This is a genomic window from Pseudomonas sp. FH4, assembly GCF_000510915.2.
Classification (GTDB): Bacteria; Pseudomonadota; Gammaproteobacteria; order Pseudomonadales; family Pseudomonadaceae; genus Aquipseudomonas; species Aquipseudomonas brenneri.
On the sequence record NZ_AOHN01000021.1, the window covers coordinates 93,260 to 114,141 of the forward strand.

Sequence of the window (20,882 nt, forward strand, 5' to 3'; positions counted from 1 at the left end):
AAATGATTTATGGCTCGCTGGTGCGACGGTTGACCTTGGCCAGGGGCATCGGCACCAGTTTACCCATGGGCTCACGCCGGACCTGGCTCACCGGCCGCAGCCCGACCACGATCTTGCGGGCCACCAGCAGGTAGAAACCGCCACCGGACAACTGCCATGCGCCGGCCCGGCGCTCCCAGCCAGCCAAACGGCCCTGCCACTTGGGCGAGGCAAGCGGCGGACGATAGCACCCGAAGCGGCGTTTCTCCAGCGCGAAACCCAGCAGGTTCAACCAGTCGCTGACCCGCGAGGGTGAGATGCAGCGGGCCTGGCTCAATGCGTCATGGGCAAAGACGTGCCGCAGGCCCCATGAACTCCAGGGGTTGATGCCGACGATCAATAAATGGCCGCCAGGACGCACGGCGCTGGCCGCTTCACGCAGCAACCCATGGGGTGACAGGCAGAAATCCAGGCCATGCTGCATCACCACCACATCGGCCGCGTGCTCGCTCAAGGGCCAGGCCTGTTCCTCGCACACAATCTCGACCCCGGGCAACGGCGCGCCCAGGCGTACATTGCGCTGCACCTGGCGCGCGGGCGGCGGTGTCTGGGCCGATGGGCCGTAATGCACCAGGTAGCCACCGAAGAAGCGCTCCAGCTCTTCTTCAAGCATCAACCGCTCTTGTTCCAGCAGAAATTGCCCGATCGGCCCGGACAGCCATTCACGGGCTGCGCTGATCAAGGCCAGCCATTCGGGATCGGCCTGGGCGAACGCTTTATCAGTCATTGCATTCTCCAACTCGCCAAGACGTTCTAAGATGCACCAATGTGTTCAGCTTGGCGAATAGAAGAATGATACAGATCAGTGCCCTGCCCGCCTTCACCGATAACTACATCTGGTTGTTACAAGACCATCGCAGCCATCGTTGCGCGGTGGTCGATCCCGGCGATGCCGCGCCCGTGCTGGCGTGGCTTGCACAGCACCCGGACTGGTCCCTCAGCGACATCCTGGTGACTCACCATCATCCTGACCACGTGGGCGGGGTCGAACAGCTCAAGCAAGTCTCAGGCGCCAAGGTCTATGGCCCGGCCAACGAAAAGATCCCGGCCCGTGACGTTGCGCTCAACGATAACGACCAGATCGAGGTGCTGGGCTGGGACTTCGACGTGCTCGCCGTACCGGGCCATACCCTCGGCCATATAGCCTTTTATCATCATGGCTTGCTGTTCTGCGGCGATACGCTGTTCGCCGCCGGTTGCGGACGCTTGTTCGAAGGCACACCGGAGCAGATGTACAACTCCCTTGAGCGCCTGGCCGCCCTGCCGGCCGACACGCTGGTCTACTGCACCCACGAATACACACAAAGTAACCTGCGTTTTGCCCAGGCCGTGGAACCGGATAACACCGATATCGCCGAACGGGTGGCAAAAGTCAGCCAACTCCGGGCAGGCGGCAAGATGACTCTGCCCTCGACCCTGGCCCTGGAAAAACTGACCAACCCTTTTTTGCGCACCGCTGAAACATCCGTTAAACAAAAAGCGGACGAGCGGAATGGCCGCGATAACCGCTCTGGGAGCGAGGTGTTTGCTAGCTTGCGCGCTTGGAAAGATACGTTCTAAGCAGACAGGTTCTGATACAAAATTTCTGAGTGGTTGACCGGAACCGAAGCGCTTTCTAGAATCGCCCGACATTTTTGCCCGGAACTAACTTCCAGCCAATGTCGTCATCTATTCGTAAATCCAACCATTCAGACGCATTGACCCGCCTGGCTCAAGCCATTGCGGTGGCTGTATCCGCAACTCTGGCGGGCTGCCAAACCACCAATTACGCTGCACAATCCACCGTGCAACCCAAACCTGTCTTAACTGCCAAGATCAAGCAAAAACCCCTTTGGCTCTCAGAGAAGCCAAGCCCACAGGTGCCCCAGGATGTCTGGGAGCGCATGCGCCAGGGGTTCCAATTGCAGGACGGCGTCGGCGTCAACCCGCGTATCGAGCAACAACGCCTGTGGTTCGCCAGCAACCCCTCTTTCCTGGAGAACGCCGGCGAACGCGGCAGTCTCTATATTCATTACATCGTCGAGCGCCTTGAAGAGCGCAACATGCCCCTGGAGCTGGCGCTGCTGCCAGTCATTGAAAGTGCCTACAACCCAATGGCCTATTCACGCAGCGATGCGGTTGGCCTGTGGCAGTTCATTCCCTCCACCGGGCGCTACTTCAACCTGCGCCAGACCCGCGCCTACGATGGCCGTCGCGATATCACCGCCTCCACCACTGCTGCCCTGGACTATCTGACACGTCTGCATGATATGTTCAACGGCGACTGGTTGCTGGCCCTGGCGGCCTATAACGCGGGTGAAGGCACGGTCAGCCGGGCCATCGAACGTAACGAAAAGCTCGGTCTGCCCACCGACTACTGGAACCTGCCACTGCCCCAGGAAACCAAGGACTACGTGCCCAAGTTCCTGGCGCTGTCCCAAGTGGTGCTGGCTCCCGAGGCCTACGGCGTCAACCTGAACCCGATTGCCAACGCGCCGTACTTCGAGATGGTTGAAGTCAAGCAAAGCATGGACCTGTCCCGGGTCGCTGCGCTGGCTGAGATCGACGAAGACGAACTGTTCCAGCTCAACCCGGCCTTCAAGCAACGCACTACCCTGGACGGCCCCCAGCATTTGCTGGTGCCCACCTCCAAGGCGCAATTGCTGGCCAGTAGCCTGTCCTCGATGAATCCCGAGGAGTTGTTGAGCCTGCGCCCGAAAAAGCCGGTGTTCGACGAGGTTGAGCACAAGGCCGTGGCCGGCCGCTCGCGCAGCTACAAGGTCAAGAGCGGTGACAACCTGACGCTGATTGCCAAGGCCAACAAGGTCGACGTGCATGACCTGCAGCGCTGGAACAAGCTCAATGGCCAGGCCTTGAAAGTCGGCCAGACCCTGGTGATGCAGGACACCCGCAAAGTCGTGGCCAAGGCTGGCGGCAAGAAGCCGGTGCAGTACAAGGTCAAGAAAGGTGACTCGCTGTACATGGTTGCCAAGCGCTTCAACGTCGAGATGCAACATCTCAAGCGTTGGAACCCACGCACTGGCCAGGCGCTGAAGCCGGGGCAGATGCTGGTGGTGTCCGGGCCGCGCTGATCCCTTGTGGGAGCGGGCTTGCTCGCTCCCACATTGATTTTTGTCATTTTCAACAGCCTTTTTCCAAGTGGAACAAGCTGTTACTGTACCGATCATAAAGCCCAAGCCGCCTGGATCGGATCTCTGACTTGAAGCGTCCCCTCCTTCTACTAATAAGTCTGGCCTTGAGCTTTAGTGCGAACGCGACCATTACCGAGAACCACGGTTATGCGCAGTTCGGTACGCTCAAGTACCCGGCCAAATTCACCCACTTCGATTGGGTAAACCCCGCAGCGCCCAAGGGCGGCACCTTGCGGGTCATGGCCTTTGGCACGTTTGACACCCTCAATCCCTACACATTCAAGGGCTCAAGCCCGGTCTCCACCGCCAACTTCCTGCAATACGGAGTCAATGAGCTCAACGAGCCGTTGATGGTCGGCACCGGGCAGTACGCCCCTTCCGGCGACGAGCCCACGTCCAGTTATGGCCTGATAGCCCAATCGGTGGAATACAGCGAGGATCGCAGTTGGGTGGTGTTCAACCTGCGCCCGCAAGCGCGCTTCCATGACGGCAAGCCCATCACCGCCGACGATGTAGCGTTTTCCTATCGCACATTGCTGACCGAAGGCCATCCGCAATACCGCACCAATTTGCAGGAAGTGGCCCGGGTAGACGTACTCAACCCCCACCGCATCCGCTTCGTGTTCAAGCGCGCCGGCAACCCACTGTTGATCCTGCGCCTGGGCGAGTTGCCGGTGCTGCCCCAGCATTACTGGAAGAACCGCGACTTCAAGGCCACCACCTTCGAACCGCCACTGGGCAGCGGGCCGTATCGGATCAGCCAGGTCCAGCCAGGCCGGCAACTGGTGTTCGAACGAGTCAAGGATTATTGGGGCAAGGACCTGCCGGTCAATCGCGGGTTCTACAACTACGACAAAGTCGAGGTGGAGTTCTACCGCGACAGCGACGTGGCCTTCGAAGCGTTCAAGGCTGGCGAATTCGATATCTATATCGAGCACCAAGCCAAGAACTGGGCCAATGGCTACAACTTCCCGGCAGTCAACCGTGGCGAGGTGATCAAGGCGCAGATCGCCCACCAGATCCCGACCCAGAGCCAGGGCCTGTTCATGAACAGCCGCCGCGCCACGTTCAGCCAGGCCAAGGTGCGTGAAGCACTGGGGCTGATGTTCGATTTCGAGTGGACCAACCGCACCCTGTTCAGCAGCGCCTATAAACGCACCTTGAGCTACTACCCCAACAGCGAGTTCTCGGCCAGCGGCCTGCCGGTGGGCCATGAATGGCTGATGCTCTCGCCCTATCGCGATCAACTGCCGGCCAATCTGTTTACCCAGGCCTTCAGCCTGCCGCAGACCGACGGCCGAGGCATCCCCAGGGAGACCTTGCGCCGCGCCCTCGGCTTGTTGGCAGAAGGCGGCTGGAAACTTTCCGGTCAGCGCCTGCTCAATAGCGACGGGCAGCCGCTGCGTTTCGAGATCCTGCTGGTCAATCCGAACCTGGAGCGGATTCTGCAACCTTATGTCGAAAACCTGCGCAGCATCGGCATCGATGCGCGCTTACGCACTGTGGATCGTGCGCAGTACAAGCAGCGCCTCGACCAGTTCGACTTCGACATGATCCTGATGACCCTCAACCAGACTCTCAGCCCCGGCCTTGAACAGTGGCAGTACTTCCACTCCACCCAGGCCGGGATCAAGGGCAGCAAGAATTACGCAGGCATCGCCAACCCGGTGGTCGACCACCTGCTGGAACAATTGCTCGCCGCGCAGACCCGCGACCAGCAAGTCGCCGCCGGCCGGGCCCTGGACCGGGTCCTGCTGTGGCAGCACTACAGTATTCCCAATTGGTATCTCAACTATCATCGCCTGGCGTACCGTAACCGGTTCGCCTTCGTCACCACGCCGCCCTATAGCCTGGGCCTGAGCGCATGGTGGCTGAAAGCTTCGGAGAAACCCCAATGATGGCTTTGCGTACTGCGATTATCAGTGGCCTGTTGTTGTGCACCCAGGCTGTTGCCGCCCCTCAACATGCCTTGACCCTGTATGACGAGCCGCCCAAGTACCCGGCCAATTTCAAGCATGTCGACTACGTCAATCCCGACGCGCCCAAGGGCGGCACTTTTCGCGAGTCGGCCATGGGCAGCTTCGACAGCCTCAACCCGTTTATCAGCAAAGGCGTGCCCGCCGACAATATTGGCCTGGTCTTCGACACCCTGGCCCAGCAAGGCCTGGACGAGCCCATCACCGAGTACGGCCTGATCGCCGGCAAGATCGAAAAAGCCCCCGATAACAGCTGGGTACGCTTTTACCTGCGCCCCGAAGCACGCTTCCACGATGGCCATCCGGTACACGCCGAAGACGTGGTGTTCACCTTTGAAACCCTGATCAAGCAAGGCAGCCCCATCTACCGCACCTACTACGCTGACGTCGCCGAAGTGGTGGCCGAAGACCCGCTGCGGGTGCTGTTCAAGTTCAAACACACCAGCAACCGTGAGCTGCCGCTGATCCTCGGCCAGTTGCCCGTACTGCCCAAGCATTGGTGGGCAGGGCGCGACTTTGCCAAAAGCAGCCTGGAGATTCCCCTGGGCAGCGGTCCGTACAAGGTGGCCGAGGTCAAGCCGGGGCGTTCGATCCGCTACGAGCGGGTCAAGGATTACTGGGCCAAGGACCTGCCGATCAACAAGGGCCTGTACAACTTCGATTACCGCATCAGCGATTACTATCGCGACAACACCGTGGCCCTGGAAGCCCTCAAGGCCGGGCAGTTCGACTACTGGCAGGAAACCACGGCCAAGAACTGGGCCAATGCCTACAACGTCCCGGCCGTCGCCGAGGGGCGGTTGATCAAGGAAGAACTGCCCAACGGCAATCCCACCGGGATGCAGGGTTTTGTGTTCAATATCCGCAAGCCGATGTTCCAGGACGTGCGGGTGCGCAAGGCCATCAGCCTGCTGCTGGACTTTGAATGGAGCAACAAGCAACTGTTCAACGGCGCCTACACCCGCACCCGTAGCTACTTCGAAAACTCGGACATGGCTGCCACCGGCCTGCCCGGCCCCGCCGAACTGGCGATTCTCGAACCGCTGCGCGGCCGAATCCCGCCGCAAGCGTTCACCGAAGCCTTCGCACCGCCCAAAACCGATGCCAGCGGCATGATCCGCACCCAGCAGCGCGAAGCCTACCAACTGTTGCAGGAAGCCGGCTGGCGCATCGTCGACGACAAGATGGTCGATACCAACGGCAAGCCGGTGAGCATCGAATTCATGCTGTTCCAGACCGACTTCGAGCGCATCCTGCTGCCCTTCAAGCGCAACCTGGCAGACCTGGGTATCGAGTTGGTGATCCGCCGGGTCGACGTCTCGCAGTACGTCAATCGCGTACGCTCGCGGGATTTCGACATGATGGTCGGCAGTTTCCCGCAGTCCTCCTCACCGGGTAACGAACAGCGTGAATTCTGGCAAACGAGCAGTGCCGACAACCCCGGCAGCCGCAACTACATCGGCCTCAGGGATCCGGCCATCGACGAATTGGTGGAACAGTTGATCAACGCCGACTCACGCAACAGCCTGGTGGCCCACGCCAAGGCCCTGGACCGGGTACTGCAGTTTGGCTACTACGTGATCCCCAACTGGCATATCAAGACCTACCGCGTGGCCTACTGGAATCACCTTGGCCACCCCAAAGTCCCACCGCGCTATGACGTGGGCATCAATACCTGGTGGATCAAACCCCACACGCCGCCGGCAATGACGCCGCCCACAGACACCAGCGCCGACCCGGCGAGCGGAGGCGACTGACCATGCTGGCTTATATTTTTCGCAGGTTGCTGCTGATCATTCCGACGCTGTTCGGCATCTTGCTGATCAACTTTGTCATCATCCAGGCCGCGCCCGGCGGCCCGGTGGAGCAAATGATCGCCAAGCTCGAAGGCTTTGAAGGCGCCACCAGCCGCATCGCCGGTGGCGGCGCCGAAGTCTCGGTGGCCGGCTCCAGCTACCGTGGCGCCCAGGGCCTGGACCCGACGCTGATCAAGGAAATCGAGAAGATGTACGGCTTCGACAAGTCGGCGCCGGAACGCTTGTGGATCATGGTCAAGAACTACGCCCGGCTGGACTTTGGCGACAGCTTCTTTCGCGATGCCAAGGTCATCGACCTGATCAAGGAGAAGATGCCGGTGTCCATTTCCCTCGGGTTATGGAGCACCCTGATCATGTACCTGGTCTCGATCCCCCTGGGGATCGCCAAGGCCACCCGACATGGCAGCCACTTTGATGTGTGGACCAGTTCGGCGATCATCGTCGGCTATGCGATCCCGGCGTTCCTGTTTGCCATCCTGTTGATCGTGGTGTTTGCCGGCGGCAGTTATTTCGACTGGTTTCCCCTGCGCGGGCTGACATCCAACAACTTTGACGAACTGAGCTGGGGCGGCAAGATCCTCGACTACTTCTGGCACCTGGCACTGCCGGTCACGGCCCTGGTGATCGGTAACTTCGCCACCATGACGTTACTGACCAAGAACAGCTTTCTCGATGAAATCAACAAACAGTACGTGATCACCGCCAAGGCCAAGGGCCTGACCAATCACCGCGTGCTCTACGGCCACGTATTCCGCAACGCCATGTTGTTGGTGATCGCAGGCTTCCCTTCGGCGTTTATCGGGATCTTCTTTACCGGCTCGCTGCTGGTGGAAGTGATTTTCTCCCTCGACGGCCTGGGCCTGATGAGCTTTGAAGCCGCGATCAACCGCGATTACCCGGTGGTGTTCGGCACCCTGTTTATCTTCACCCTGCTGGGGTTGGTGGTGAAACTGATTGGTGATTTGACCTACACCCTGGTCGACCCACGCATCGACTTCGAAAGCCGGGAGCATTGAGATGAATCTATCCCCCCTCAATCGCCGCCGTTTCGAACGTTTCAAGGCCAACAAGCGCGGCTGGTGGTCGCTGTGGCTGTTCCTGATCCTGTTTGGCCTGAGCCTGGGCGCCGAGTTGATCGCCAATGACAAGCCGCTGGCGGTGCATTACGACGGCGACTGGTACTTCCCGGCACTCAAGCGTTACCCGGAAACCGCCTTCGGCGGTGAGTTCCCCCTGGAAGCCAACTACAAAAGCCCGTACATCCGCGAACTGCTCAAGGCCAAGGATGCCTGGACGCTCTGGGCGCCGATCCCCTACAGCTACCAGAGCATCAACTACGACCTGAAAGTCCCGGCTCCGGCACCGCCTTCGGCCGATAACCTGCTGGGCACCGATGACCAGGGCCGCGATGTGCTGGCGCGGGTGATCTATGGCTTTCGGGTCTCGGTACTGTTTGCCCTGACCCTCACCGTATTGAGCTCGATCATCGGCGTGGCGGCCGGCGCCTTGCAGGGCTTCTATGGCGGCTGGGTCGACCTGGCCGGCCAGCGCTTCCTGGAAATCTGGTCGGGCTTGCCGGTGCTGTACCTGCTGATCATCCTCGCCAGCTTCGTGCAGCCCAACTTCTGGTGGCTGCTGGGGATCATGCTGCTGTTTTCGTGGATGAGCCTGGTGGACGTGGTGCGCGCCGAATTCCTACGCGGGCGCAACCTGGAATATGTGCGTGCGGCACGGGCGCTGGGCATGCAGAACGGTGCGATCATGTTCCGCCATATCCTGCCCAACGCCATGGTCTCGACCATGACCTTCATGCCCTTCATCTTGACCGGCGCCATCGGCACCCTGACCGCCCTGGACTTCCTCGGCTTCGGCCTGCCCGCCGGCTCGCCGTCCCTGGGCGAACTGGTGGCCCAGGGCAAATCCAACCTACAGGCGCCGTGGCTGGGCATCAGCGCGTTCGCTGTACTGGCGATCATGTTGAGTTTGCTGGTGTTTATCGGCGAGTCCGCTCGCGATGCCTTCGACCCGAGGAAATGAGATGAATCAGGACAATCTGATCGAAGTCCGCGACCTCAGTGTCGAGTTCGTCACCGGCGAGCAGCATCAGCGCGTGGTGGAAAACATCAGCTTCGATATTCGCCGTGGGGAAACCCTGGCCCTGGTCGGCGAAAGCGGCTCCGGCAAATCGGTGACTGCCCACTCGATCCTGCGCCTGCTGCCCTACCCCCTGGCGCGGCATCCGTCCGGCACGATCGGGTATGCCGGGCAAGATCTGCTGACCATGAAAGAAAAACCCTTGCGCCAGATCCGTGGCAACCGCATTGCGATGATCTTCCAGGAACCGATGACCTCGCTGAACCCGCTGCACTCCATCGAAAAGCAGATCAACGAAGTGCTGGGCCTGCACAAGGGCCTGACCGGCAAGGCCGCGACCCTGCGCACCCTGGAACTGCTGGAGCTGGTGGGCATTCCCGAGCCGCACAAACGTCTCAAGGCCCTGCCCCATGAACTGTCCGGCGGCCAGCGCCAGCGGGTGATGATCGCCATGGCCCTGGCCAACGAGCCGGAGCTGCTGATCGCCGATGAGCCGACCACGGCCCTGGACGTCACCGTGCAGTTGAAGATCCTCGAACTGCTCAAGGAACTGCAGGCGCGCCTGGGCATGGCGTTGCTGCTGATCAGTCATGACTTGAACCTGGTACGGCGCATTGCCCACCGTGTGTGTGTGATGCAGCGCGGTTGCATTGTCGAACAGGCCTCCTGCGAGGAACTGTTCCGCGCCCCCCAGCACCCCTATACCCAGGAACTGCTGGCCGCCGAGCCCAGCGGTGGACCGGCCACCAACGCCATCGGCCCACCGCTGCTGGAAGTCGACGACCTGAAGGTCTGGTTCCCGATCAAGAAAGGCTTTTTGCGCAGCACCGTCGATTACGTCAAGGCGGTGGACGGTATCCACTTCAGCCTGCCCCAGGGGCAGACCCTGGGCATCGTCGGCGAAAGTGGCTCCGGCAAATCCACCCTCGGCCTGGCGATCCTGCGCTTGATCGGCAGCAAGGGCGGGATCCGTTTTGAAGGCCAGCAACTGGACCAACTGACCCAACAACAGGTGCGGCCATTGCGCCGGGAAATGCAGGTGGTGTTCCAGGACCCATTTGGCAGCCTGAACCCACGCATGTGCGTCAGCGAGATCGTTGGCGAAGGCTTGCGCATTCACAAGATCGGCACGGCAGCCGAGCAGGAAGAGGCGATTATCGCAGCGCTCAAGGAAGTCGGGCTGGATCCGCAGACCCGCCACCGCTACCCCCATGAGTTCTCCGGCGGCCAGCGCCAGCGCATTGCTATCGCCCGCGCGCTGGTGCTCAAGCCACGCTTGATCCTGCTGGATGAACCAACCTCGGCCCTGGACCGTACGGTACAGCGCCAGGTCGTGGAGCTGCTGCGCAACCTGCAGGCCAAGTACAACCTGACCTACTTGTTCATCAGCCACGACCTGGCGGTGGTCAAGGCGCTGAGCCACCAATTGATGGTGGTCAAGCAGGGCCAGGTAGTGGAACAGGGCGATGCCAAAGCCATCTTCGCCGATCCGCAGCATGCCTATACCCGGCAGTTGCTGGAGGCCGCGTTCCTGGTGCCCACAAACATCCACCACCAATCCCTGTAGGAGCTGGCTTGCCAGCGATGGCGGAAGCACAGGCAACATCTCTGTTTGCTGACCCACCGCTATCGCTGGCAAGCCAGCTCCTACATTCGATCTTCACCAGCCGGGTGATCGCCACCTTTCGCAAAAGCAAACCAATATCATTTGCGCTGCCCACAGGCCTTTGCTTTAATCGCGACCAATTCCTATTCACGTCATGGCATCAGCGCCGGATGGATATTGTGTCGACCTCCCCCACTTCGTTCAGTCAGCTCTACGGTAGCCACCATTCCTGGCTGCTCGGCCTGTTGCGCCGGCGTCTGAGCAACCGCTGGGATGCCGCCGACCTGGCGCAGGACACCTTTATCCGCGTGCTGAAGCGCCCGCCCGACCAGGCCGACCCGGTGCGCGAGCGTTCATACCTGGCGACCATCGCCCGCGGCCTGTGCATTGACCACTGGCGCCGTCGCCAACTGGAGCAGGCCTGGCTGCAAAGCCTCGCCGATCGCCCACAAGCGGTGCAGCCATCGCTGGAGCAGCGGGCGATCATCGTCGAAACCCTGTACGAGGTCGACGCCATGCTCGCGCGGCTGCCGCACAAAGTTCGCGAGACGTTTCTGCTGGCGCAACTGCATGGCATGACCTACAAGCAGATCGCCATGCAACTGGGGGTCTGTGAGCGCATGGTGAAAAAATACATGGCCCAGGCGCTGTTGCACTGCGCGGTGCTCGAAGCCGAACTCGACGGATTGCTGGTGGAATGAACCCCAGCGCAAAACTCAGCCATGCCAGCCTGCAACAGGCAGCCCAATGGTATGTGCGCCTACAGGACCCGCAAGGCGGCAACCAGGCGCAGCAACATTGGCAAACATGGCTCGGGCAGAGCCCCGAGCATCAGGCCGCCTGGCGGTACGTCGAACGCGTCAGCCAACGCTTTGCTCCCCTGAGCGATGAACCCGTCAGCGCCGGACGGGCCCTGCGCAGCACGCGCAGGCAAACCCTCAAGACGCTGATGGTATTGGGTGCCGGTTCAGCCCTGGCCTGGGGCACCTGGCGCAGCACCGTCCTGCCCCGTGTGGTGGGCGGCTGGAGTGCCGACTACGCCACGGCCAGCGGTGAAATCCGCGATGCATTGCTCGACGACGGCACGCATATCTGGCTAAACGCCCTGAGCGCCATGGACGTGCGCTTCGACGCGCACCAGCGCCTGCTGCACCTGCGCTTTGGCGAAGTGCTGATCGATACCGCCAAGGACCTCAGCCGACCGTTCCTGGTCGATACCGAACACGGACGGATGCGTGCCCTCGGCACCCGCTTCAGTGTGCTGCAGGGTGATGGCAGCACCACACTCAACGTATTTGATGGACGGGTCGAAGTGCGCACCGCCCAAAGCCAGCAAGTACGCATTGTGGAGGCGGGACAACAAGCCGTGTTCAATCGCGATGCCATCCACAACACCGCGCAAGCCTCCGCCAGCCGTGAAGCCTGGAGCCGCGGGGTGCTGCTGGCCGACAACCTGCCCCTGGGCCAATTGATTGGCGAACTGAACCGCTACCGCCCAGGCCATTTGGGTTGTGACCCGGCGGTGGACCACTTACCCGTAATGGGCTCATTCCCGCTCAAGGACAGCGAGCATGCGTTGCGGCTGCTGGAAGCGGCGCTACCCATCAAGGTAGACCGAGTCATGCCGTGGTGGATCAGCGTTGGCCCGAAAAATACTGCCCTGTAAATTTTTTTCATCCCGCCAGTTCCCCTTTTCAACGTTCGTTCGGTTAACCCAGCAGACGCTTTCATCTTTGCCGAATCCGTAGGGAACCTTCCATGCCGCAACCTGCTGCTTTCACTGTGCGCCCCCTGGCGCTGGCCATCACCGCTACCCTGCTCTGCATGAGCCCGCTCACTGTGCAGGCGGTCGAAACGCCCGCGGTCCAGGAAACCACCCGCAGCTACAGCATTGGCGCAGGATCGCTGGTCAGTGTGCTGAACCGTTTTGCCGAGCAGTCGGGCATTTTCATCGCCGGCCACAACAGCCTGGCAGCAGGCAAGACCAGCCCGGGCCTGAGCGGCAGCTACACCCCGGCCGCCGGCTTGCAGCGCCTGTTGCAAGGCAGCGGCTTGCAGGCCCAGCCCCAGGGCAACAATGGCTATGTGCTGGAGCTGGCCCCGCTCAATACCGGCGAACTGGAACTGGGTGCCACCACCATTTCCGGCGTGGCCCTGGGCGCCACTACCGAAGACAGCCACTCCTACACCACCGGCTCGATGGCCTCGGCCACGGGGCTACCACTGTCGATCCGCGAGACGCCACAGTCGGTTACCGTGATCACCCGCCAGCAAATGGATGACCAGGGCTCCAACAGCATCGCCGACACCCTGCGTCGTGCCCCCGGCGTCAGTGTGCAGAACTACGACAGCGAGCGCTGGGAGTTCTCCAGCCGTGGCCTGCCGATCACCAATTTCCAGTACGACGGCGTCAACTCCACCTATGACGGCGTGTATGACTACGGCACCACCAGCACCGACATGGCGGTGTACGACCACCTGGAAATCATCAAGGGCTCGTCGGGCCTGATGAGCGGTTCCGGCGACCCCTCGGCCACGGTCAACCTGATCCGCAAAAAGCCCACCAAGGAATTCAAAGCCTCGGTTACCGGCACCGTGGGCTCCTGGGACAACTACCGCACCGAAGGTGATATCTCCGGGCCACTGACCGAATCAGGCAATGTGCGCGGGCGCTTTGTCGGCGTGTACCAGGACCGCTCATCCTACCTCGATCACTACCAGCACACCAAGGACATTGCCTACGGCATCCTCGAAGCCGACCTCACCCCCGACACCCTGCTGACCTTCGGTATCGACCAGCAGGATACCCGCTCCCGTGGCGCCAGCTGGACCGGGTTCCCGATGTACTTCAGCAACGGCAATCGCACGAACTTCTCGCGCTCGTTCAACCCGGCCGCCGACTGGAGCCGCCGCGACTTCCAGAACCAGACGATCTTCGCCTCGGTCCAGCAAAAGCTGGCCAACGACTGGTCGCTGAAAGTCAGCCTGGACCGCAAGCGCAGCCAGCACGACACCCTGCTCGCCTCCGCCAGCGGCGGCAACCCGGACCAGGCAACCGGCGAAGGCATGTACATGTTCATGGGCAAGTACAAGGGCGACCAGGTACAGAACACCCTCGACGTCAACCTCAACGGCCCGTTCAGCCTGTTTGGCCGCGAGCATGAGTTGATCATGGGCTTTATGGCGACCCGCTCGAAACAGGACGTGCCGGTCTACGGTTCGATCTACCCACCAGTGGGTGGCAGCATCTATGACTGGCGTGGCGAGTACCCCAAGCCGGATATCCCACGCAGCGGCCAGAACGATATTGTGCAACGCCAGACCGGCGCCTACCTGGCGACCCGCCTGAAACCTACCGATGACCTGTCGGTGATCCTCGGCACCCGCGTGAGCAATTTCAGCAATAACGACACCACTGATTTCTACGATCCGACCGCCACCGACGCGCGCACCAGTTACAAACAGACCGGCGTGGTGACGCCCTATGCCGGAGTGGTCTACGACCTCAACGATATCTGGTCGGTGTACAGCAGCTACACCAAGATCTACCGGCCGCAGAACACCAAGGACGCCGACCGCAAGTTGCTTGACGCGATTGAAGGCGACACTTACGAAGCCGGGCTCAAGGCCGCCTTTTTCGACGGCCGCCTGAATGCCAGCTTTGCCGCCTTCCGTATTGAACAGGACAATGTCGCGCAATACGTCTCGGGCTTTGAAAGCGACTCGATCTACCGCCCGATTGCCGGCGCCACGACCAAGGGCTTTGAAGTGGAACTGGCCGGCGAAGTACTCGACGGCTGGAATGTCTCGGCCGGCTATACCTACCAGCACACCCGCGATGCCAATGACGACTATGTCTACAGTTCAGTCCTGCAAACCACCACGCCACAGCAGGTGGTGCGCCTGTTCAACTCCTACCGCCTGCCCGGTGCGCTGGACAAGGTGACGATCGGTGCCGGGGTCAACTGGCAGAGCGAGTTCTTCGGCAATGTGTTCCAGCCCAACCCGAATGACACGGTCAACTTCGGCCAATACTCACGCATCACCCAGGACAGCTACTACCTGGTGGACCTGATGGCGCGCTATCGCTTCAACGAACACTTGAGCACCACGTTGAACGTGAAGAACGCCTTCGACAAAAAGTACTACACGGGCCTGGGCAACTTCGGCACCGGCTTCTACGGCGAGCCGCGCAGCCTGCAACTGGCCACGCGCTGGGACTTCTAACTCCAGGGGCGTACTTGGATACACCACATAAGGTCGACGGCGTATTTATGTGCAATCATCGGGGCCCTACAAGGTCCCCGGAGATTGCATCATGTCGCTGCCCGACCTGGCCGCCCCCCGCTTCTGGCGTGATGCCAGCTTGCCGTTTATCGAGGCGCGCACCATCGATGATGGGCGCAAGGTCTGCTACACCCGGCATGCTCACGATCATTTCTCGATTGGCGCGATCACTGCCGGGCAAAGCCTGTATATCCATGGTGCAGACACGTTCCACATCCACACCGGCACCGTGGTGCTGATGAACCCCGGCGATGTGCACGCCTGCAACCCCATCAACGACCAGCCCTGGTCGTATCACATGCTCTACATCGAAACGGCATGGCTGACCGACCTGCAACACCAACTGGGGTTTGCCCACGAGCTGGACTTTCGCCGCTTCACCACCACCCATACCGATGACCCGTTGCTGTTTGCCGGGCTGCTCGAACTGTATTGCGTGCTGACCGACGAACACGCCGAGCACCTGCACAAACACAGCGCCGTGGTGAGTTTTTTCAGTGAGGTGCAATTGCGCCTGAACCCTGCGGCCACAGTCGAACGGGAGGTCAATCACAAGCTGGAGCGCGCCGCCGAGTACATCCGCGCGCATTGCACCGCGGCACTGAAACTGGAAGATATCTGCCAGGCCGCGCAATTGTCGCCGTCGTACCTGATCCGTGCGTTCAAGCAGTATTACCGGATGACGCCCCATGCATTCCTGGTCAACCAGCGGATCCAGTTCGCCCGCAACCAACTGCGCAGCGGCCAGTTGATTGCCGATGTGGCACTGGCCGCAGGTTTTGCCGACCAGGCGCATTTCCAGCGCACCTTCAAGCAACACCTGGCAGCCACGCCGGGACAATATCGCGGCTGAATCAGGCCAGCAACAGGTACGCCACGCTGATCACCAGCAGCAGCGCCATCGCCCGGTTGAACAGGCGCATGCCCCGGGCATTGCTCAGGTAACGACGAAAGAACGTACCCACATACGACCAGCACGCCACCGACAGGTAGCAAATCACCAGGTACACCGCTGCCAGTTGCCAGACGCGTACGGCGTCGCCGTCAGCCGCAAACAGCCCCATACCGGCCACACACGCCAGCCAGGCCTTGGGGTTGAGCCATTGCATGATCGCGCCATAGAGCATGGATGGCGCAACAGCCGCGTCTTGCGCATCCAACCGGCCGTCATCCATCGTCAGTTTGTAGGCCATGTACAACAGGAATACGACCCCGCCCCACTGGATGCCCTGGGTCAATATCGGCCAGCGCACCAGCACCTCATGCAGCCCCAGGCCGATCAGCACCAGCAGCAAGGTAAACCCCAGCGCCGCGCCAGCCACGTGTTTCTGGCTAGCGGCAAAGCCGAAACGCGCCCCGGAACCAAGGGCAACCACATTGACCGGGCCGGGTGTGATGGAGGTCGCCAGGGCGAAGGCGGCCATGGACATGATCAAACTCATTGCACTTCCCTTTTTGTAATGACAGGTGGACGAGGCCTGTACGCTACGTTCCTGCAGGCAGTGCGTATTGAAGAAAATGCCCCTTGCCGCGCCGGCACCTACAAAACCGTCATGGCTGCCTTGAGCAACCGCAGTTCCAGGTATTGCAGGAGCATGATGGTCTTGCCATCGACAATCTCACCGCGCGTGACCATGGAGATGGCCTCGTCGAAGCCCAGTTCCAGTACCTGGATATCTTCACCTTCATCCTCCAGGCCACCGCCCTCGCCCACGCGGTCGCCGGGCTGATACTCACCGATAAAGAAATGAATGCGCTCGGTCACCGAGCCCGGGCTCATGAATGCCGAGTAGACTTTTTCGACAGGGCCGATGCGGTAGCCGGTCTCTTCCTCGGCTTCCAGGCGGATACGCTCCTCGGGGCTGGCGTTGTCCAGCAGCCCGGCAGCGGTTTCGATCAGGTAGCCGTCATGGCCATTGACGAAGGTCGGCATGCGGAACTGGCGAATCAGCAAGACCGTGCGCTGCAAGGTGTTGTACAACAGGATGGTCGCACCGTTGCCGCGGTCATACACCTCACGGGTCTGGGCTTGCCAGCTACCGTCCCGGCGGCGCAGGTCGAAGCTGTATTTTTTCAGCAGGTACCAGTTGTCCGAGAGCAGCTCTTCAGAGGTGATGCGTACAGGGCTGTTGTCCATGGAAGATCCTTTTGATCGCAAGGGGCGCAGCATGTCGGTGACGTCCTGCCAGCGTCAAGCTGTCCATGGGCCAGCATTGCTGCACGTTATCCAGCTACAATTGCGCCCTTTCTGCACCTGATGACCGCACAAGCGTGTGTCTGACGGGGTTACTCGACAGTGCATCTTGCGGGGTCAAGGACATGATGCTGCACATACCGACGCTATTGATGGTCGCGGTATTCGTTTTTTGCCTGATGGGACTGCTCACCGTCCACGCCTGGCGCCGTGTGCGTGAGCCAACCCTGGGCTATCTGGGGGTGATGCTGTTGCTCGCCTCCCTGGGCACCGCGTTGATTGTGGTACGCGGTATAGGCATGGATTTTGTCGCACTGATCCTCGGCAACGTGGTGCTGCTGTTGAGCGCCGCGATGAACTGGACCGCCATGCGCGTATTTGTCCAGGGCAAGCCGTACTTGCCGGGCATTCTCGCAGGCCCGGCCCTGTGGCTGTTGATGTGCCTGATCCCGCAGTTTTATGGCTCGATGTCCAGCCGCGTGTCCCTGTACTCGCTCCTGGCAGCGGGTTATGGGGTGTTGTCGGCGCTGGAGCTGTGGCGCCATCGCCAGCACCTGGAAGTGGCCTATCTGCCGGCCATGGGCCTGATGGTATTTCATACGACATTTTACTGTGTGCGCGCAGTGATCGATCCCGGCATGCCGATCAAGAATGAAAACGCACTGATGGGCGAAAGCGTGCCGTTTTTCTCGTTCATGCTGTTCGAGTCCATGCTGTATGCCATTGGTATCGCCTACGTCACCCTGGCGATGGTCAAGGAGCGGGCCGAACTCAAGTTCAAGGCCGCGGCCTTCAGCGATGTATTGACGGGCATCGGCAATCGCCGGGCGTTCATGCTCCATGGCGAACAATTGTTGGCCGACAGCAGGCAGCGCGGGCAAACCACCGCGCTGCTGTTGTGTGACCTTGATTACTTCAAGCGCCTCAACGACAGCTTCGGCCATCCCATGGGCGACCAGGCCCTGATTGCCTTCAGCCAACTGACGGCGACGCTGTTGCGCAAGCACGATCTGTTTGCACGCATCGGCGGCGAAGAGTTTGCCTGCCTGCTGCAGGGCACCGATGAGCAAGGCGCCATCCAGGTCGCCGAGCGCATTCGCCAAGGGTTTGCCAGCCTCGATTTGCTGGCGCCGGGGTTCTTGAGCGTGAGCATTGGCATCGTCACGACCACACCGGCCTGCCACGACCTGTCGCGCCTGCTGTCCCAGGCTGACCAGGCGCTGTATCGCGCCAAGGACCAGGGACGCAACCGCGTGCAGACGGCGATTTGCGCAGCGCTGTAACACTTTGCAAGCAATCACCGATCACGGCGGTCTTAATATTCCCTTCATGGGCAAGGCATCTGCTAAAAAACCTGCTTCGCTCCTGCCCTGGAACCTCCATGTCCAAACGTTTTTTCACACGCCTGCGCCTGCATTGGTTTGCGTTACTGTGCATGGCCGTACTGGTCCTGGGTCTGCCCGTGGGCTGCGGTGTCCTGCAACACAAGGAGCGCGAACTGGTGTTTCGCATCGAGCCCGGTACCGCCAGTTGGTATCGCGGCCTGCCCAAGGATGTGCAGGAGTTCGAACTCAAGCCCGCCAGTTTCAAGTCCGGGCAGAGCCTCCATGGCTGGTGGTGGCCCGCCGCGAAAAAAGATGCACCGGCGATTCTTTACCTGCACGGCGTACGCTGGAACCTCACCGGCCAGCTGTTTCGCATCGAACAACTGCATGCCCAGGGCTATTCGGTACTGGCTATCGACTATCGCGGCTTCGGCCAGAGCCGGGGCGACTTGCCGTCCGAAACCAGTGTCTATGAAGACGCGCGCGTTGCCTGGGAGCGCTTCCAGATCCTGCAACCGGTCCCGGCCAAACGCCTGATCTACGGGCACTCCCTGGGTGGCGCAGTGGCCATCGACCTGGCAGCAGAATTGGGCCAGCGGGCGGCGGCCAACCAGTTGCCACCCCCCGTGCGTGGGCTGGTAATCGAGTCCACCTTCACCTCACTGGCCGATGTTGCCACGGCAATGGCCAACACCTCATTGCCGGTGCGTTGGGTGTTGTCGCAGAAGTTTGACTCCATCGACAAGATCGCCGACATCCACATGCCGTTGCTGGTGGTGCACGGCCTCGACGACCGTTATGTGCCACCGCGTTTCAGCCAGCAATTGTTTGACGCCGCCCAAGAGCCCAAGCACTTGCTATTGGTACCTGGGGCCAGCCACAACAACAGCCTGAGCCTGGGTGGCCGCAACTATCGCCAGGCACTGGAGGGATTGCTGTAGAACGCCGGATCCGGCACCGACTTCAACGCCGCGTGTCAAGCGCACGCCGCACGCCAAAAGGCTTGCAGACGATCTTGATCAAATATTGATCGCGGGTTGAATCGCCATACCTGCCGGGCTCACGCAAGGTTATCCACAGAGATACCCACGGTTTTCGTGGACAACTCTTTTTGCATTTAAACGATTTTTTTACATTGAAGGTTCATCGGTTGGCGCCGACCTTATTCCTCGGCAATCGCCTCGGGCACCTTATCCGTGGCAATCGGCAATTCAATGCCCCAATCGCCATGCAGGTACCAATCCTCACCGATCATTTCGGCCGGGTGCATGGTGCGGTCGGCACCGTTGCCGCAGGCCAGTGCCGTGCTCGCGCAGTAACGGTCACAGCCCCAGCAGATACGCTCGGGGTGTTTGGGGTTGAGCGGGAACGGCTTGGCCATGAGCAGGCTCCACAGCGGTGGGCAGTGATTTGATCCTACGGCCGCTGTCCGCCCACAGCCTTGACCAACGTCAAGATTGGTTATGTCTATATCCCTGGAAACTTGACAGGAATCATTATTATTTACAGCGAAGCTTTCTAGACTCGGGTTCTCATTTCCCCTGTCAGGAAGCACCCATGCGTATCCCCTTCATGCTGTCACTGGCCCTGCTGTTATCGACTGGAGCCGCCGTCGCCAAGGAATATCCCATCGGCGAGCCACAAATGTGTCCCGGCCTGGAAGTGGGTGCGGTCTATCTGCAACCGATCGAGATGGCGCCGCCCGGCATGATGCGCGCCACTGCCGATTCGGATGTGCATCTGGAGGCGGATATCCGTGCTACAGCCGACAACCAGCAGGGCTTTCAGGAAGGCAGTTTCGTGCCCTACCTCAACGTATCGTTCCGCCTGCAAAAGCAAGGCGGTGCCAGCCCGATCATCGGTGAGTTCCATGCCATGGTGGCCAACGACGGCCCGCACTACGGCGACAACGTCAAGCTGCTGGGCCCCGGCAAATACCAACTGACTTTTACCGTGATGCCACCCAGCGGCCACGGCTCACTGGGCCGGCATACCGACAAGGAAACCGGGGTCGCACCCTGGTTCGAGCGCTGTGAAGTGCACTACGAATTCGTCTATGCAGGGATAGGCAAGAAAGGCGGCTACTGAATGCACCGCCCCCTAGCCCTCTGTGCCCTGCTGGTGTGTGGCGCGGCCCTGGCAGCGCCCTTGCCCACCTATGAACTGACCCTGCAGGACGGCCACTTCAACCCGGCGCAACTCAAGGTGCCGGCCGGCCAGCGCTTCAAGATCGTGCTGAAAAATATCGGCCAGGGCCCGGCCGAGTTCGAGAGCACGCCGCTGCGCGTGGAAAAAGTGCTGTCGCCTGGGGTGACCACCTTTGTCGTGATCCACCCGCTCAAGCCGGGTGCCTATCCGTTTTTCGACGAATTCAACTCACAGTTGCCCGAGGGCAGCATCCTCGCCGAATAAC

Annotated in this window: 19 protein-coding genes; 15 read left to right on the forward strand and 4 right to left on the reverse strand. The window is 60.8% G+C overall.

The window, feature by feature from the left end:
- Window positions 1-7: 7 nt before the first annotated feature.
- Window positions 8-766 carry a methyltransferase domain-containing protein gene (locus H097_RS17050; protein WP_032861213.1) on the reverse strand — a complete coding sequence of 253 codons (759 nt, stop codon included), beginning with the start codon at window positions 764-766 and terminating at the stop codon, window positions 8-10.
- A gap of 65 nt (window positions 767-831) precedes the next feature.
- On the opposite strand from H097_RS17050, the gene gloB reads away from it, so the two are divergent.
- The 11 genes from gloB to H097_RS17105 all read left to right on the forward strand — a co-directional run bounded on the left by gloB (window position 832) and on the right by H097_RS17105 (window position 15,803).
- The gene (gene gloB / locus H097_RS17055) at window positions 832-1,599 is read left to right on the forward strand and encodes a hydroxyacylglutathione hydrolase (protein WP_032861214.1); all 768 of its coding nucleotides are present in this window, start codon (window positions 832-834) and stop codon (window positions 1,597-1,599) included.
- A gap of 98 nt (window positions 1,600-1,697) precedes the next feature.
- Window positions 1,698-3,110 carry a lytic transglycosylase domain-containing protein gene (locus H097_RS17060; RefSeq protein WP_032861216.1) on the forward strand — a complete coding sequence of 471 codons (1,413 nt, stop codon included), beginning with the start codon at window positions 1,698-1,700 and terminating at the stop codon, window positions 3,108-3,110.
- A 128-nt stretch (window positions 3,111-3,238) separates the two neighbouring features.
- Window positions 3,239-5,068: an extracellular solute-binding protein gene (locus tag H097_RS17065; protein WP_032861218.1), complete on the forward strand. Its 1,830-nt coding sequence runs from the start codon at window positions 3,239-3,241 to the stop codon at window positions 5,066-5,068.
- Window positions 5,065-6,903 carry an extracellular solute-binding protein gene (locus H097_RS17070; protein WP_032861220.1) on the forward strand — a complete coding sequence of 613 codons (1,839 nt, stop codon included), beginning with the start codon at window positions 5,065-5,067 and terminating at the stop codon, window positions 6,901-6,903. The genes H097_RS17065 and H097_RS17070 overlap by 4 nt, the downstream gene beginning before the upstream one ends.
- 2 nt (window positions 6,904-6,905) lie before the next feature.
- Window positions 6,906-7,979, forward strand: coding sequence for a microcin C ABC transporter permease YejB (locus tag H097_RS17075; protein WP_032861221.1), 1,074 nt, complete (start codon window positions 6,906-6,908; stop codon window positions 7,977-7,979).
- Between the two features lies 1 nt (window position 7,980).
- Window positions 7,981-9,000 carry an ABC transporter permease gene (locus H097_RS17080; protein ID WP_032861222.1) on the forward strand — a complete coding sequence of 340 codons (1,020 nt, stop codon included), beginning with the start codon at window positions 7,981-7,983 and terminating at the stop codon, window positions 8,998-9,000.
- A 1-nt stretch (window position 9,001) separates the two neighbouring features.
- Window positions 9,002-10,624 carry an ABC transporter ATP-binding protein gene (locus H097_RS17085; protein WP_032861223.1) on the forward strand — a complete coding sequence of 541 codons (1,623 nt, stop codon included), beginning with the start codon at window positions 9,002-9,004 and terminating at the stop codon, window positions 10,622-10,624.
- A 209-nt stretch (window positions 10,625-10,833) separates the two neighbouring features.
- Complete coding sequence (locus tag H097_RS17090; RefSeq protein WP_032861224.1) at window positions 10,834-11,364, forward strand: sigma-70 family RNA polymerase sigma factor; 531 nt, start codon at window positions 10,834-10,836, stop codon at window positions 11,362-11,364.
- Window positions 11,361-12,329, forward strand: a complete 969-nt coding sequence (locus tag H097_RS17095; protein WP_032861225.1) for a FecR domain-containing protein — start codon at window positions 11,361-11,363, stop codon at window positions 12,327-12,329. Before H097_RS17090 ends, H097_RS17095 begins: the two co-directional genes overlap by 4 nt.
- Window positions 12,330-12,421: 92 nt before the next feature.
- Window positions 12,422-14,890, forward strand: a complete 2,469-nt coding sequence (locus H097_RS17100) for a TonB-dependent siderophore receptor (protein WP_032861226.1) — start codon at window positions 12,422-12,424, stop codon at window positions 14,888-14,890.
- A 91-nt stretch (window positions 14,891-14,981) separates the two neighbouring features.
- Window positions 14,982-15,803, forward strand: coding sequence for an AraC family transcriptional regulator (locus H097_RS17105; RefSeq protein ID WP_032861228.1), 822 nt, complete (start codon window positions 14,982-14,984; stop codon window positions 15,801-15,803).
- Between the two features lies 1 nt (window position 15,804).
- Here the strand turns inward: H097_RS17105 and H097_RS17110 are convergent, their stop codons facing one another.
- Both H097_RS17110 and H097_RS17115 read right to left on the reverse strand, forming a co-directional pair.
- Window positions 15,805-16,392 (reverse strand): LysE family translocator, encoded by a 588-nt coding sequence (locus H097_RS17110; protein WP_032861230.1) that lies wholly within the window; start codon window positions 16,390-16,392, stop codon window positions 15,805-15,807.
- A gap of 98 nt (window positions 16,393-16,490) precedes the next feature.
- Window positions 16,491-17,087 (reverse strand): NUDIX domain-containing protein, encoded by a 597-nt coding sequence (locus H097_RS17115; RefSeq protein ID WP_032861232.1) that lies wholly within the window; start codon window positions 17,085-17,087, stop codon window positions 16,491-16,493.
- 182 nt (window positions 17,088-17,269) lie between these two features.
- Between H097_RS17115 and H097_RS17120 the strand changes: the two genes are divergently transcribed.
- A complete protein-coding gene (locus tag H097_RS17120) occupies window positions 17,270-18,427 on the forward strand; it encodes a GGDEF domain-containing protein (protein ID WP_032861233.1) in 1,158 nt (385 codons plus the stop codon).
- Window positions 18,428-18,525: 98 nt separating this feature from the next.
- A complete protein-coding gene (locus H097_RS17125) occupies window positions 18,526-19,410 on the forward strand; it encodes an alpha/beta fold hydrolase (RefSeq protein ID WP_032861444.1) in 885 nt (294 codons plus the stop codon).
- A 221-nt stretch (window positions 19,411-19,631) separates the two neighbouring features.
- Here H097_RS17125 and H097_RS17130 read toward each other — a convergent pair whose 3' ends face one another.
- On the reverse strand, window positions 19,632-19,850 hold the full coding sequence (locus H097_RS17130) for a DUF3079 domain-containing protein (protein WP_032861234.1): 219 nt from the start codon (window positions 19,848-19,850) through the stop codon (window positions 19,632-19,634).
- Window positions 19,851-20,026: 176 nt separating this feature from the next.
- Between H097_RS17130 and H097_RS17135 the strand changes: the two genes are divergently transcribed.
- Both H097_RS17135 and H097_RS17140 read left to right on the forward strand, forming a co-directional pair.
- Window positions 20,027-20,557, forward strand: a complete 531-nt coding sequence (locus H097_RS17135) for an iron transporter (RefSeq protein WP_032861235.1) — start codon at window positions 20,027-20,029, stop codon at window positions 20,555-20,557.
- Window positions 20,558-20,881, forward strand: a complete 324-nt coding sequence (locus H097_RS17140; RefSeq protein ID WP_032861236.1) for a cupredoxin domain-containing protein — start codon at window positions 20,558-20,560, stop codon at window positions 20,879-20,881.
- Window position 20,882: the final 1 nt, after the last annotated feature.

Bases quoted from the DNA above. Each gene is read 5' to 3' on its own strand.
- H097_RS17130 (WP_032861234.1), bottom strand. From the start codon at position 19,850: ATGGCCAAGCCGTTCCCGCTCAACCCCAAACACCCCGAGCGTATCTGC.
- H097_RS17050 (WP_032861213.1), bottom strand. From the start codon at position 766: ATGACTGATAAAGCGTTCGCCCAGGCCGATCCCGAATGGCTGGCCTTG.
- gloB (WP_032861214.1), top strand. From the start codon at position 832: ATGATACAGATCAGTGCCCTGCCCGCCTTCACCGATAACTACATCTGG.
- H097_RS17085 (WP_032861223.1), top strand. From the start codon at position 9,002: ATGAATCAGGACAATCTGATCGAAGTCCGCGACCTCAGTGTCGAGTTC.
- H097_RS17090 (WP_032861224.1), top strand. From the start codon at position 10,834: ATGGATATTGTGTCGACCTCCCCCACTTCGTTCAGTCAGCTCTACGGT.
- H097_RS17060 (WP_032861216.1), top strand. From the start codon at position 1,698: ATGTCGTCATCTATTCGTAAATCCAACCATTCAGACGCATTGACCCGC.
- H097_RS17075 (WP_032861221.1), top strand. From the start codon at position 6,906: ATGCTGGCTTATATTTTTCGCAGGTTGCTGCTGATCATTCCGACGCTG.
- H097_RS17140 (WP_032861236.1), top strand. From the start codon at position 20,558: ATGCACCGCCCCCTAGCCCTCTGTGCCCTGCTGGTGTGTGGCGCGGCC.
- H097_RS17125 (WP_032861444.1), top strand. From the start codon at position 18,526: ATGTCCAAACGTTTTTTCACACGCCTGCGCCTGCATTGGTTTGCGTTA.
- H097_RS17120 (WP_032861233.1), top strand. From the start codon at position 17,270: ATGATGCTGCACATACCGACGCTATTGATGGTCGCGGTATTCGTTTTT.
- H097_RS17115 (WP_032861232.1), bottom strand. From the start codon at position 17,087: ATGGACAACAGCCCTGTACGCATCACCTCTGAAGAGCTGCTCTCGGAC.
- H097_RS17095 (WP_032861225.1), top strand. From the start codon at position 11,361: ATGAACCCCAGCGCAAAACTCAGCCATGCCAGCCTGCAACAGGCAGCC.
- H097_RS17070 (WP_032861220.1), top strand. From the start codon at position 5,065: ATGATGGCTTTGCGTACTGCGATTATCAGTGGCCTGTTGTTGTGCACC.
- H097_RS17135 (WP_032861235.1), top strand. From the start codon at position 20,027: ATGCGTATCCCCTTCATGCTGTCACTGGCCCTGCTGTTATCGACTGGA.
- H097_RS17105 (WP_032861228.1), top strand. From the start codon at position 14,982: ATGTCGCTGCCCGACCTGGCCGCCCCCCGCTTCTGGCGTGATGCCAGC.
- H097_RS17080 (WP_032861222.1), top strand. From the start codon at position 7,981: ATGAATCTATCCCCCCTCAATCGCCGCCGTTTCGAACGTTTCAAGGCC.
- H097_RS17100 (WP_032861226.1), top strand. From the start codon at position 12,422: ATGCCGCAACCTGCTGCTTTCACTGTGCGCCCCCTGGCGCTGGCCATC.
- H097_RS17110 (WP_032861230.1), bottom strand. From the start codon at position 16,392: ATGAGTTTGATCATGTCCATGGCCGCCTTCGCCCTGGCGACCTCCATC.